This window comes from Nocardioidaceae bacterium (genome assembly GCA_018672315.1).
Taxonomy (GTDB): domain Bacteria; phylum Actinomycetota; class Actinomycetes; order Propionibacteriales; family Nocardioidaceae; genus TYQ2.
Window position 1 is genome coordinate 1762926 of record CP076053.1, and the last position, 13363, is coordinate 1776288.

Annotated in this window: 11 protein-coding genes and 1 tRNA gene; 8 read left to right on the forward strand and 4 right to left on the reverse strand. The window is 71.6% G+C overall.

The genetic code is table 11. The annotated features are described in order from the left end of the window. The first annotated feature begins 98 nt into the window (after window positions 1-98). The 6 genes from KLP28_08370 (at window position 99) to KLP28_08395 (ending at window position 7323) form a co-directional block, all read left to right on the forward strand. The gene (locus KLP28_08370) at window positions 99-1376 is read left to right on the forward strand and encodes an aspartate kinase (GenBank protein QWC86666.1); all 1278 of its coding nucleotides are present in this window, start codon (window positions 99-101) and stop codon (window positions 1374-1376) included. Further along, entirely contained in the window at window positions 1373-2434 is a 1062-nt protein-coding gene (locus KLP28_08375; GenBank protein ID QWC86667.1) for an aspartate-semialdehyde dehydrogenase, read from the forward strand. Before KLP28_08370 ends, KLP28_08375 begins: the two co-directional genes overlap by 4 nt. Before the next feature lie 164 nt (window positions 2435-2598). Further along, the gene (locus KLP28_08380; protein QWC86668.1) at window positions 2599-4620 is read left to right on the forward strand and encodes a hypothetical protein; all 2022 of its coding nucleotides are present in this window, start codon (window positions 2599-2601) and stop codon (window positions 4618-4620) included. After that, window positions 4617-6266: a 3'-5' exonuclease gene (locus KLP28_08385; protein ID QWC86669.1), complete on the forward strand. Its 1650-nt coding sequence runs from the start codon at window positions 4617-4619 to the stop codon at window positions 6264-6266. Before KLP28_08380 ends, KLP28_08385 begins: the two co-directional genes overlap by 4 nt. 101 nt (window positions 6267-6367) lie before the next feature. Continuing rightward, window positions 6368-6727, forward strand: coding sequence for a metalloregulator ArsR/SmtB family transcription factor (locus KLP28_08390; GenBank protein QWC86670.1), 360 nt, complete (start codon window positions 6368-6370; stop codon window positions 6725-6727). Next, window positions 6724-7323 carry a cadmium resistance transporter gene (locus KLP28_08395; GenBank protein ID QWC86883.1) on the forward strand — a complete coding sequence of 200 codons (600 nt, stop codon included), beginning with the start codon at window positions 6724-6726 and terminating at the stop codon, window positions 7321-7323. The genes KLP28_08390 and KLP28_08395 overlap by 4 nt, the downstream gene beginning before the upstream one ends. A gap of 325 nt (window positions 7324-7648) precedes the next feature. Here KLP28_08395 and KLP28_08400 read toward each other — a convergent pair whose 3' ends face one another. From KLP28_08400 to KLP28_08410, 3 genes are all read right to left on the reverse strand, one after another. Beyond that, on the reverse strand, window positions 7649-8569 hold the full coding sequence (locus KLP28_08400; protein QWC86671.1) for a hypothetical protein: 921 nt from the start codon (window positions 8567-8569) through the stop codon (window positions 7649-7651). A 156-nt stretch (window positions 8570-8725) separates the two neighbouring features. Next, a tRNA-Pro gene (locus tag KLP28_08405) sits at window positions 8726-8802 on the reverse strand. Window positions 8803-8907: 105 nt separating this feature from the next. Further along, window positions 8908-9705, reverse strand: coding sequence for a metallophosphoesterase family protein (locus KLP28_08410; protein ID QWC86884.1), 798 nt, complete (start codon window positions 9703-9705; stop codon window positions 8908-8910). A 218-nt stretch (window positions 9706-9923) separates the two neighbouring features. On the opposite strand from KLP28_08410, the gene KLP28_08415 reads away from it, so the two are divergent. Further along, the gene (locus KLP28_08415; GenBank protein QWC86672.1) at window positions 9924-10382 is read left to right on the forward strand and encodes a GatB/YqeY domain-containing protein; all 459 of its coding nucleotides are present in this window, start codon (window positions 9924-9926) and stop codon (window positions 10380-10382) included. 37 nt (window positions 10383-10419) lie between these two features. On the opposite strand, the gene KLP28_08420 is transcribed toward KLP28_08415, so the two are convergent. Next, window positions 10420-12729 carry a penicillin-binding protein gene (locus KLP28_08420; GenBank protein ID QWC86673.1) on the reverse strand — a complete coding sequence of 770 codons (2310 nt, stop codon included), beginning with the start codon at window positions 12727-12729 and terminating at the stop codon, window positions 10420-10422. Window positions 12730-12984: 255 nt separating this feature from the next. Between KLP28_08420 and KLP28_08425 the strand changes: the two genes are divergently transcribed. Beyond that, a complete protein-coding gene (locus KLP28_08425) occupies window positions 12985-13302 on the forward strand; it encodes a WhiB family transcriptional regulator (GenBank protein ID QWC86674.1) in 318 nt (105 codons plus the stop codon). Window positions 13303-13363 lie beyond the last annotated feature (61 nt).

A 13363-nucleotide genomic window follows, 5' to 3' on the forward strand; every position in this document is an offset into this window, starting at 1 on the left:
ACGGGCCTGACGGCGGATTCGTGCGGGCGCCCGCCGATCCCTACGATTGTCCGCGTACGGGGCGTGCCCGGATCGTCCCCGCGTGAAGGAGCCGACCTGTGGGTGTTGTCGTGCAGAAGTACGGAGGATCCTCCGTCGCGGACGCCACGAGCATCAAGCGGGTGGCGAAGCGCATCGCCGAGACCAAGCGCGAGGGCAACGACGTGGTCGTGGTCGTCTCGGCCATGGGTGACACGACCGACGAGCTGATCGACCTCGCCGAGCAGGTGTCGCCGCGCCCCGAGGGCCGCGAGCTCGACATGCTGCTGACCGCCGGTGAGCGCATCTCGATGTCACTGCTGGCCATGGCGATCGGCAACCTCGGGCTCGACGCCCGCTCCTTCACCGGTTCCCAGGCCGGCGTCCTCACCGACGAGGTGCACGGCCGGGCCAAGATCATCGACGTCACGCCAGGCCGCATCTCCGACGCCCTCGGGGCGGGCGCCATCGCGATCGTCGCGGGCTTCCAGGGTGTCTCGCAGTCCACGAAGGACATCACCACGCTGGGTCGCGGCGGCTCCGACACCACCGCCGTCGCCCTGGCGGCGGCGCTGGACGCCGACGTCTGCGAGATCTACACCGACGTCGACGGCGTCTTCACCGCCGACCCGCGCATCGTGCCGAGCGCGCGGCGGCGCGAGCACATCTCCTACGAGGAGATGCTGGAGATGGCCGCGTGCGGCGCGAAGATCCTGCACCTGCGGTGCGTGGAGTACGCCCGCCGCTTCAACCTGCCCATCCACGTGCGGTCCTCGTTCTCCCAGAAGACCGGCACCTGGATCACCGACAGCACCGAGAGAGACGAGGGGTCCGACATGGAGCAGGCGATCATCGCCGGTGTCGCGCACGACCGCAGCGAGGCGAAGGTGACCGTCGTCGGGGTGCCCGACAAGGTCGGCGAGGCCGCACGCATCTTCGAGGCGCTCGCGGAGGCCGGCACGAACCTCGACATGATCGTGCAGAACGTCTCGGCGGCGTCGACGAACCTGACCGACATCTCCTTCACGCTGCCGGCGAACGACTCGAGCGCGGCGGTCGCCGCGCTGGAGAAGCTGCAGCCCGAGATCGGCTTCAGCCAGCTGCTCTTCGACGACCAGATCGGCAAGATCTCGCTGATCGGTGCCGGCATGCGCTCGCACCCGGGCATCTCGGCGAAGTTCTTCACCGCCCTCGCGGGCGCGGGGGTGAACATCTCGATGATCTCCACCTCCGAGATCCGCATCTCGGTGATCGTGGACGCCTCGCAGGTCGACGCGGCGGTGCAGGCGGCCCACACGGCCTTCGACCTGGACTCGGCCGAGGTCGAGGCGGTCGTGTACGGCGGGTCCGGCCGATGACCGCCCCGCAGCAGGTGCCCGCGGCCCGGCCCGTACGCCTCGGCATCGTCGGCGCGACCGGGCAGGTCGGCGTCGCGATGCGCCAGATCCTCCTGGAGCGCCGCTTCCCGATCGAGGAGCTGCGGCTCTTCGCCTCACCGCGCTCGGCCGGCCGTGTCATCGACTTCGGCGACCGCCAGGTCACCGTCGAGGACGCCACCACGGCCGACCCCACCGGGCTCGACATCGCGCTGTTCAGCGCCGGTGGTGCGACGTCGAGGGCCCACGCCCCCCGCTTCGCCGAGGCCGGTGTGACCGTGGTGGACAACTCCTCGGCGTTCCGCAAGGACGCCGACGTGCCGCTGGTGGTCAGCGAGGTCAACCCGCACGACCTCGCGCGCATCCCGCGCGGCATCGTCGCGAACCCGAACTGCACCACGATGGCCGCCATGCCGGTGCTCAAGCCGCTGCACGAGGAGGCGGGCCTCGAGCGGCTCGTGGTCAGCAGCTACCAGGCCGTCTCCGGGTCCGGCGTCGCGGGCGTCGAGGCCCTCGCGGGGCAGCTGGAGAAGGCGGGCGACGCCCGCGGTCTCGCGTACGACGGGTCCGCCGTGGACACCGGCGACACCGACCCGTACGTACGCCCCATCGCCTACAACGTGCTGCCGATGGCAGGCGCGCTCGTGGACGACGGCAGCAACGAGACCGACGAGGAGCAGAAGCTCCGCAACGAGTCCCGCAAGATCCTGGGTCTGCCGGACCTGCGGGTCTCGGGCCTGTGCGTACGCGTCCCGGTGTTCACCGGTCACTCCCTGGCGATCAACGCCGAGTTCGCCCGGCCGATCTCGCCCGAGCGTGCGACCGAGCTGCTCGCGCAGGCCCCGGGCGTGGAGCTCTCGGACGTGCCGACGCCGCTGCAGGCCGCAGGGCGGGACCCGTCGTACGTCGGCCGGATCCGTGCCGACGAGGGTGTCCCCGACGGTCGCGGCCTCGCGCTGTTCGTCTCGGGCGACAACCTCCGCAAGGGGGCCGCGCTGAACACCGTCCAGATCGCGGAGCTGCTCGCCGCCCAGCTCTGATCCCGCAGCACCCGCACGGCACCGACACGGCAGCAGGGCCCCTCACCGACGCGGCCTGTTCGGCTTTTAGTGTGGTTTTGGGCGCGCCTTGTCCGGCCCTCCCGGTAGCCTTGACCCTTCGGTCAGGGCCCGGGAGGGCCGGTTCGCGTTCGGAGGGGTCGCTGGTGGTTGCCGCCCGCGACCTCGAGGACGGCACTGCCGGTGGGACCGGCGCCGGCACGCTGTCTGGCGGAGACGTCCCGCCAGGAGGACAACTGACCGACGCAGCAGCACCGCAGTGCCCGGACCCGTCACACGCGGGGAGCCGGGTGCGCCGCCGTGGGCTCAGGGCCTCCGCGGCCGGCACGCGGCAGCGGTTCGAGTGCCTGCCCGAGACCGGAAAGCGGCACTTCTTCACCACCCCGGCCGCCGGAGCGGTCGAGGCTGGACGCTCACCGAGGCAGCGGTGCCCTGACCCGTGGCACGCCGACGCCCGGGTCCAGGGACGAGGCACGCGCACGACGAAGGCGGGCACCTGGCGGCGGTTCCGGTGCACCCGGCCCGACGGCAGCTCGCACTTCTTCCAGGTGCTCGCCTCGGCGGCCGGCACCCAGCTCACCTCGCTCGACCGCCCGCCGGGGTGCCCCGAACACGCGGTCTCGAAGGTGACCCGGCAGGGCGTGTACGGCCGCGGCGCCACGAAGCGGCAGCGCTACCGCTGTGTCCCCGCCGACGGCACGGCGCCACACACCTTCACCCCGCCACTGGCACGGGAGGCCGTCGAGGTCGGTGTCGAGAGCTGCACGACTTGCGACGAACTGCTCTCCCCGCACCGCGGCGCGCTCACCGGCGCCCGGCACACCCCGTGGACGCTCGCGTTGTACGCCCGGGCGCTGAACGAGCTCTCGATGGGCGCCAGCTACGCGGCGGTGTCGCTGATGATGCGCGAGTACCGCGACCGAGCCAGCCGCCACCTGCTCGAGCACCATGGCGGCGGCGCGCTGCTCGACGGGCAGGCGACCGGGGCCGCGCAGTCGTACACCGCCGCGCAGGGCAAGTCCGCCTGGCACCTCGCCGCCGACCTGGTGGAGCAGTACGCACCGCTGCTGTGGCGCCCCGTCGAGCAGCAGATGCGCGACCGCGACCGGCAGCAGCGCGCCGCGAACGACCAGCAGCTCGCCGCTGCACCGAACGCCGCGCTCGCCACCCCCATCACCTGGCTGCTCGACGAGCAGCCGGTCATTTTGTCCGGCCGTCGCCGGCGCGGCCAGCAGCGGCGCCTGGAGCGGAACCAGTGGAGCTTGCTGGTGGTCGTCGAGGTCCGCTGGCACCCGGCCGAGGACCCGATGAGCTACCCGCGTCGGGAGTACCGGCTCCGGCTGGCGCGCGCCTACCCGCGCGCGAACGAACAGGCGTGGCGGCTGGTGCTGGACGAGCTCGGCGAACGCCCGGACTTCATCGTCGCCGACAACGCCGAAGCCATCAGCAACGCGGTGACGAAGCAGTACGGCGCAGGGGTCGTCGGACTGGTCCCGAGCCTGTTCCACATCCAGCGCAACCTCCGCGACGCACTGAGGAAGCTGCCAGGGGCGACCACCAAGCTCGAGGGGCGCACCGTGCTGGTCCCCGAACTGGCCAAGCACCTCGACGTGCTCGCTCGCGACGAGCTGCTCAACCTCGGCCCCGCCGACTGGACACGGTGGTGGGACGACCTCATCGGAGCCGTCGCCACGCTGCCGGCGCCCGTGACCGGAGTGCTGGAGCAGCGCCGCATCTACGAACCCCGGGTCGCGGCCGCGCTGCCCATCCTGGCCCGACAGCCGCAGCTGCCGGCGTCCAACGCCGCGGTCGAGAACCGGATCCGGCACGCGCTTGAGCCGTTCCTGGACAACCGCAAGCAGCTGTACCGCAACCTCGCCCGGACGAACTTCCTGCTCGATCTCGCGGTCGCCCGGGCCCGGGGCGCGTTCACCGACCTCGACGAGGTCACCCGGCTGCTGCGCGAAGACAACGAGGCCGCCGGCGGGTGGGCACCCGCCCCGCGCACCCTCGCCGACGCTCAACCGCCACCGCGCGCCGAGGGTGAGCCGCCACCGGTGTACTCCTCGCTGTTGAACCCGCTGCTGGTCGCCGCGCTCGCCGAGCAGCGGCTCACCCAACCACCCGTTCGGCAGCAGGGCGGGCAGCAGAGCGGAGGGCGACCGTGACGCTCACCGACGCCGGCTTCGAGCTGTTCCAGCACCTCACCGCCCGCACCTTCCTCGTGCTCGACACCGAGTACACCCGCGACCCCGACGGGGATGGCGACCGCATCATCTCCCTGGCCATCACCCCGGTTGTCGGCGGGAAACGGGTTCGCGACAGCGAGCTGTACGTCGAGATGAACCCCGGCGTGCCCGTCGACCCCCGCTCCACCGCGGTGCACGGCTTCACCACCGAGGCCGTGGCCCGCAAGCGCCGCTTCGGCTACTACGCGCCCGCGGTGCTCGACGCCCTCACCGTCCCCGACGCGGTGCTGGTCTGCCACACCGGCAGCGACATCCGGGTGCTGCGCCGCGAGTTGGAGCGGCTCGACGAGGCGAGGGCAACCGGGGACGCGACGGTGACCGTCGGCCTCGAGCAGCTGCCCGAGCTGCCCATCATCGACACCAGCCCCCTGCCGCGACTGCTCCGGCTGCCCGGCGTCGGTCAGCGCGGCGTCGTCAGCCTCGCCACCTTGTGCCAGCTCGTCGGGGTCGCCAACGCCGAGGCGCACCACGCCCGCGCGGACGCCCGCGCCACCGCCGACGCCCTGGTCAAGCTGCTCCTTCACGCCGCCGGGGCGTTCGCCTACGACAGCCTCGAGGCGCTGCTCGAAGATCACGCCCGGGGCACTACCCACGACCCGAAGCTTCCTGGCTACATCCGCAGCCGCCGCGAAGCGCCCGTCGTCCCGACCGAGCACCTGGTCCGCCACGACTCCCCGCTCACCCACGCGGGCACTCCGGCCGAGCAGCAGGCGTGGTTGGAGCTGGCCGTGGAGTGCGTGCGGCTGCGCTGCCCGCACCTGCGCACCGAAGCCACCCTCGCCGCCCAGGAGAACGGCGCCGCGCTGTTCGACCCACTCGTCGCGCTGCTGGCCACCGTCACCGAGCCCGGCCAGGCAGGCACCCTGCTCGGCGCCGTCGCCGCGCTCATCACCGCCTCCAGCCCTGGTGCCGACCCGCCCGCGGCCGCGCCCGCGCTCGCGCACACCCGGGCGCTGCGCTGGTGGGCCAAGCAGCGGCCCCAGGTCGAAGCCTCCACCCCGTGCGAGCCGTCCGGGTCTCCCTCCTGCCCCGACTGCTGGGAAGGTCACGGTTGCCCCCGCGACACGCTGTACCAGCCGGTGACCCGGATCGCGGTGCTCGGCGAGCAGGGCAGGCTCACCAAGACCGGCATCCGAGACCGCCTCTTCGGCAAGCGCGAGGACCGTCGCATCAACCGCTGGTCACCGACCCACCCGCGCGAGACCGCGTACATGGCTTGGATGGTGTTCACCTTCACCGTCGAGGAGGACCGGGTCCTCGCCGCGAACGACTACCTCGCCGCCGCGATGAGCAAGGACCTCCACCTGCACGAGCCGCGGCTGGCCCGGATCGCGTGCCAGTCGATCGCGGAGACCCGCGGGCTGACCGCAGCGAAGGAGGCCGCGGGGACGGTGCTCGCCGGCCGCACGACCGACCCGGCCTACGATGAGCTCGAACTGTGGATGACCTGGCACGAGCAGGCCGCGGTCGCCACCGCCCGGGCCCAGCAGCCGCGCACCATCACCCACCGGCGCCTCGCCCGCCCCGAAGGGCGCGTGAACCCGAACCCCTACCTGCCGCGCTGATGGACGAACCAGTCGGACATCCCAGCCGGCGTTGAAGCGCGCGCCCCCGTTCTCCCACCGCGATGAAAGCAATGTTCAGCGCACGCTGTACTATTCAGCACATGCTGACCACTGCTAGCCGTCTTGACGTGATGCACAGGTTGGGTCGGGCGATGGCCGACCCCACGCGCTCCCGCCTACTCATGGCCCTTCTGGAGGGCCCCGCCTACCCCGGCGACCTCGCCCGCGACCTAGACCTGACCCGGTCCAACGTGTCGAACCACCTCGCGTGCCTGCGCGACTGCGGCATCGTCGTAGCCGAACCCGAAGGCCGACACACGCGCTACGCCGTCGCTGACCCGCACCTCACCCGGGCTCTCACTGCGCTCATCGACGTCACCCTCGCCGTCGACGAGAGCGCACCCTGCATCGACCAGCAATGTGTCCTGCCCGGGTGTGGCACCCAAGGGGCCGGCGCCTGATGCTGACCTCCGCAGCGCAGGCCATCGGCCTGTTCATCGCCACCAACATCGACGACATCATCGTGCTGTCGCTGTTCTTCGCCCGAGGAGCTGGACGGCCCGGAACCACGTCGCGCATCCTGGCTGGGCAGTACCTGGGGTTCGCCGGCATCCTCGCCGCGGCAGTGCTCGTGTCGCTCGGCGCCGGAGCCTTCCTGCCCGAGGCCGCGATCCCCTACTTCGGCCTCATCCCGCTCGTCCTCGGCCTCTGGGCTGCATGGCAGGCATGGCGCGATGATGATGATGACGACGACGACGCCAAAGTCGCCGGCAAGGCCGTCGCAGTGTGGACCGTCGCCGCCGTCACCTTCGCCAACGGCGGCGACAACATCGGCGTCTACGTCCCCGTCTTCTTGAACGTGGGCCCCGCCGCGACAGCCGCCTACTGCGTCGTCTTCCTCGTCCTCGTCGCTGCCTTGGTGGTCGCAGCCAGGTTCGTCGCCACCCGACCAGGAATCGACGAAGTCCTCGAACGCTGGGAGCACATCCTGTTCCCGGTCGTCCTCATCGGCCTGGGCCTGGTCATCCTTTACAGCGGCGGAGCCTTCGGGCTCTGATGCTTCGCCTGGCCAGCGGTCGAGCACGTGCAGGTAGCGCGGGCCTAGTCGCCGTCACCCTCGACAGGAGAACGCTCCTCCGCGCGCCGGTCACGCTCGAGTAGCGCTCGCCGACACGCCGCCCGACCGCTACCTGCCCCCGAGCTCCGCCCATCGCGTGCAGGCTGGAGCCATCGGCTCGGAGGCGCAGACGCGAAAGCGCCCCCCGGTCCGATCGGACCGGGGGGCGCTTCGATGCGCCACAGGCGCGCCGTGAACCCACACTAAAAGCCGAACAGGCCGACGCGGTGAGGGGCCCTGCTGCAGTCGTGAGGGTGGCTCAGGGTCAGGTGGTGGTCGTCTTCTGGTAGTCGTCGTCCTCGAGCTCGACGTACGCCGTGGTGACGAAATGACTCATCAGGTGCGCGACGACCGAGACGAGCGGCAGGACGATGATCATGTACCACTGCAGCAGGATCGGGATGAAGAACAGCAGTGAGATCACGGCGACCAGACCGACGGCGAGCACTGCGGTGCCGGTGGGGTCCATGATCTTCCAGGCGCCCAGCAGAATGCGCCCGATGAGGACCATCAGCAGCAGCACGGCGATCAGCAGCGGGAACCCCGCGGCGCCGCAGGTGGCCGTGCCGCGCACGGCCTCGCAGCCCTTGAGCGCGCCGACGGTCAGCAGCACACCAGCCAGTCCGACGACGGCGCCGGTCACGGCGGCGGCCACCTGACCCGACAGGGACGGGAGTCGGCCGGACAGGGACGACCCGGGGGAGTCCGATGCCATCGTGATCGCCGGCCCCGAGCTCTGCTCGACCGGTCGCGGGGGGATGGCCTCACCGACGCCGCCCGGGCTGCGCTCACGGTCGGCGCGGCGGCGGCCCGTCGTGGCGGCCAGCAGCTGCGGCTCGGTCGCCCGCTCGGCCTCGGGCTCCGGGGCGGGTGCCGGCTCCGGCGCCGGTTCGGGCTCGGGTGCCGGCTCGGGCTCCGGTTCGGGGGCGGGCTCAGGAGCGGGCTCGGGGGTGGGCTCGGGGGCGGGCTCGGGCTGACTCGCCGACTCGGCCCGGACGTCGATCACCTCGGTGTCGGCGTCCGCATCGATCGGGATCTCCGTGGTCTCGGTGGTCTCGGTCGAGCCCTGCTCGCTCGCGTCGGGTGCCGGCGGCTCGTCGCGGCCCGCGCGCCGCTTGCCCTTGCCACCTCCGAAGATGCTGAACGACGGCAGCTCGAGCTTCGACTCGTCCTTCTCCTGGGCCATGGGCGAATGATGCCACACAGCCGCGCCGGACAACCCCGCCTCGCTGCGCCTGGACATGACGGCACCGACGCGGAAGCAGGCACAGAGACAGACACAGAGACAGGCACAGCCGGACTCCCGTGGGAGTCCGGCTGTGTGTGACGCCGAGGCGTCGGATGGTCGGGCTGACAGGATTTGAACCTGCGGCCTCCTCGTCCCGAACGAGGCGCGCTACCAAGCTGCGCCACAGCCCGAAGCCTCAGCGATCCTAGCCCAGCGGCACGGGGCCCGACGAATCGGGGGGAGTGCCCCGGTGCCGCCCTGGACGGCTGCTCAGGACGGCTGCTCAGGACGACTGCTCAGGACGACCGCGGCAGCAGCGTCATGAGCGTCGCCTCGGGGCGGCAGCAGAACCGCACCGGGGCGTACGGCGAGGACCCGAGCCCCGCGGAGACGTGCAGCCACGAGCTGCGGGGCTGCCAGGGCACCGAGTCGGCCGGGTGACGGTGCAGTCCGCGCGCGCGGGCCGGCTCGAGGTCGCAGTTGGTGACGAGGGCGCCCTTGCCGGGCAGGCGCAGCTGACCACCGTGGGTGTGCCCGGCGAAGACGAGCTCGTGGCCGTCGCGGGCGAACTGGTCGAGGACCCGCAGGTACGGCGCATGGGTCACGCCCACCCGCAGGTCCGCGGAGACGTCGGCGGGCCCGGCCACCGCGGGGAGGTCGTCGTACTCCAGGTGCGGGTCGTCGACGCCGGTGAAGGCGAGGTCGAGACCGCGGATGCGCAGTGCGCCCGTGGTGTTGGTGAGGTCCTGCCAGCCGAAGCCGACGAGACGACGCTTCAGCTCGGGCCAGGGCAGCTGCGGTGTGTGGACGTTGCGGGACCCGTCGTCCGGCAGCAGGTAGCGCACGGGGTTGCGCAGCGACGGGCTGAAGTAGTCGTTGGACCCCAGGACGAACACACCCGGCACGTCCAGGAGGGGCCCGAGCGACTCCAGCAGCGCGGGCACCGCGTCGGCGTGGGCCAGGTTGTCGCCGGTGTCGACCACGAGGTCCGGGCGGAGGCCGGCGAGCGTACGCACCCAGGCCCGCTTGGCGCGCTGCCCGGGCCGCAGGTGCAGGTCGGTGAGGTGCAGCACCCGGATCGGGTCGGCGTCCATGGGGAGCGCGGCGACGTCGACACGCCGCAGCGCGAACCAGCGGCTCTCGACGAGGCTCCCGTACGCGACGCCGGCGGTGCCCGCTGCGGCCCCCCAGGCGGCCGCGCGGCCCGCCCGGCGCGACCAGGCGCGGGCGGAGGACGTCGACGGCACGCCACAGCATCCCACAGGTCGCGAGTGACCGGGAGCCGTCCTCGGCGGCCTGGGATGATGCCTCCATGAGCCAGATGAAGCAGCGACTGCGGGACGACCTGACGACCTCGATCAAGGCGCGCGACGACGTGCGCTCCTCGACCCTGCGGATGTTGCTCACGGCGGTGACGAACGCGGAGGTCGCGGGCAAGGAGGCGCGCGAGCTGAGCGACGAGGATGTGCTCGGCGTGCTCACCTCGGAGTCGAAGAAGCGTCGCGAGGCCGCGGAGGCGTTCGAGGGCGCGGGGCGCGACCAGATGGCTGCCCGGGAGCGCGCCGAGGCCGAGGTGATCGCCGACTACCTGCCTGCGCAGCTCAGCGAGGAGGAGGTCCGGGACCTCGTCACCGAGGCGATCGCCGAGACCGGCGCCGCCGAGGACGGCATGCGGGCCATGGGCCGGGTGATGGGCGTGCTGACGCCGCGCACGAAGGGCCGCGCCGACGGCGGCGTCGTGGCCGCCGAGGTGCGCAAGCAGCTCGCCTGAGTCCCGACGGAGGGCCCCGCGTCGAGGCCCGGCGGGCTCAGCCCTCGCCGTCGTCGGGCTCGACGTACGCCGTGCCGTCGGAGAGGTAGATCGTCACGGTGCTGCCGGCCCCGGCCTCCGTGCCGGCGCCGGGGAAGGTGCCGGCGGCCGTGCCGGCCGTGTAGTCGGAGTCGACGTAGGAGCCCACCACGGGGGTGAAGCCGGCGGCCTCCAGTGTCGCCTGTGCCTCGGAAATCGAGCTGCCGGCGACGGAGGGCACGGCGTCCTGGTCGCCGTTGACGACCTCCTCGCCGGGCTCACGGAACTCCGCGTCGGGCAGGAAGTCGTCGATGACGCCCATGGCGAGCTTCCACTGCGGACCCGCGGTGCCCGAGCCCGAGGCCGAGCTGATGTAGCTGCCGCCGACGTAGTTGCCGTTCAGGGTCTGCGGCTCGCCGTCCTGGTTGGCACCGGCGATCATCGACGCGGTCGACAGGTTCGGGGTGTAGCCCACGAACCACACGGCGCGGTTGCTCTGGGTCGTGCCGGTCTTGCCGGCGCTCTCCTGGGAGAGCGAGAGACCGGCGCCGTAGCCGAAGCCGCCCGGCTCCTGCACGCCCTTCATGATGTCGGCGACCGCGTCGGCGGTGCCCTGCTCCATGACGCGCTCGCAGGACTGGTCGAACGCCGAGACCATCGCGCCGTCGGGCCCGCGCACCTCGAGCACCGGGCGGCGCTCGCAGGCCATGCCGCCGGCGGCGAACACGCCGTACGCGCTCGACATCTCCAGCGGCGAGACGTCCGCGACGCCGAGGGTGAAGCTCGGCACCCGCTCGATGTCGGGGTTCGTCAGGGTGACGCCCGTGTCCTTGGCGAGCTGGTACGGCGCGCACAGCCCGGTCTGCAGCTCCAGCTGCGCGAAGAAGGTGTTCACCGACTGCTGGGTGCCCGAGTAGAGGTCGTAGGTGCCCGACCCGGTGGAGTTGCTGACCTCCCAGGTGTCGGTCGAGGTGTAGGGACCGCCGCAGGTCTGGAACTCCTGCATGGGGATCTCGAGCGTCTGCGGGGACTCGATGGAGGTGCGCAGCGGAACGCCCTGCTCGATCGCGGCGGCCAGCACGAACGCCTTGAAGGTCGATCCGGGCTGGAACCCGGCGGAGTCGCCGTACTCGGAGTCGACGGTGTAGTTCAGGAACGTCTCACCCGCCTCCTCGTCCCGTCCCATCGGACGCGACTGCGCGAGTGCCTTCACCTCGCCGGTGTCGGGCTTCACCGTCGCCAGGGCGCCGATGGCCTGGTCGGTCGGGTACACCGACTGCTCGACCGCGTCGTCCGCAGCCTGCTGCATGCGCGGGTCCATCGTCGTCTGGATGGTCAGGCCGCCCTGCTGGAGCAGGCGGCGGCGCTCGGCCTCGGTCTCGCCGAGGGAGGGGTCGGAGATCAGGTAGTTGTAGGCGTAGTCGCAGAAGAAGGGAGCCGTGGAGTAGAGACAGCCGTTGGGCACGTCGCTGACCCGCAGACCCAGCGCCTGCTCCTGCAGCTCGAGCGACTCCTCCTCGGAGATGACGCCCCGCTGTGCCATCACGCTCAGCACGACGTTGCGCCGCTCGCGCGCGTCGCGCTTGTTGTCGATCGGGTCGTAGCCGACCGGGTTCTTCACCAGACCTGCGAGGAGAGCGGCCTGCTTGGCGTCGAGCTGGGAGGCGGAGGTGGAGAAGAAGTGCTGGGCCGCGGCCTCGATGCCGTACGCGCCGTCGCCGAAGTAGGCGATGTTGAGGTAGCGCTCGAGGATCCAGTCCTTGGAGTAGTTCTCCTCGAAGGCGATCGCGTAGCGGAGCTCGTTGAGCTTGCGCTCGTAGGTCTCGGCCTGTGCCGCGAGCTCCTCCTCCTTGGTCTCGGCCTGGTTGATGAGGGTCTGCTTGACCATCTGCTGGGTGATGGAGGAGCCGCCCTGCACGACCTCGCCGCCCGCCTCGTTGGCGATGAAGGCGCGCAGCGTGCCCTGCAGGTCGAGTGCGCCGTGCTCGTAGAAGCGGTAGTCCTCGATCGCGACGATCGCGTCGCGCATGACCGGCGAGACCTGCTGCAGACCGACGTTGATGCGGTACTCGTCGTAGAAGCTCGCCATGACGTTGCCGCGCGCGTCGAGCATCAGGGAGCGCTCGGCCAGCGGGTCGGCGCTGAGCTCGGAGGGCAGGTCCTGCAGGCGCTCGGCGGCGGAGCGGGCCGTGAGTCCCAGCGTGCCGGCGAAGGGGATGGCGAGTCCTCCCACGAGGAGTCCGAGCACCACCGAGACGACGGCGAGGCCGCCCAGGTGGCTGAGGACCCCGGAGAAGGAGAGACGGTCGGTACGTCGGGCGCGGCGCATACCACCGAGGTTACGTTGCGTCGCGAAGGGTAGCGACGTGAGACGCGTGTCGTGAGAGAGGGATCATTCCGGGCGATCCGCACGGGGCCATGCTGCGAATAGCCCAGGGGAACTACCGCAACATCACCTGAAGTGACCTGTCCAGGGTCCTTCGACCTGTCTTACGGTTCTCTCGGTCGCGAAGGCGTCGGGTTCTGGGGAGGGCCCGGGGGAAACGCTTTCGCCGAGGGGAACTTCCTGGGAGGGAATTGCATCATGTGGAACGAGGACTGGGCGAGCGACGCGGCGTGCCGGACGGCGAAGCCGGACGAGCTCTTCGTGCGAGGAGCCGAGCAGAACCGGGCCAAGGCCGTGTGCACGGGGTGCCCCGTACGCACCGAGTGCCTGGCCGAGGCGCTCGACAACGAGATCGAGTGGGGCGTCTGGGGAGGCATGACCGAGCGCGAGCGCCGGGCCCTGCTGCGTCAGCGTCCCTTCGTGACGTCGTGGCGTCGCCTGCTGGAGACCGCCCGCGAGCAGCAGCTCGCCGGCGGCACGGGCGCACCGGCCTCGCGGCCGGCGCGCAGCGCCTGAGGACACCGCGCAGCGATCGCGGTCGCAGCACCTGCATCTCGTCCGTCCCACCGTCCGCGGT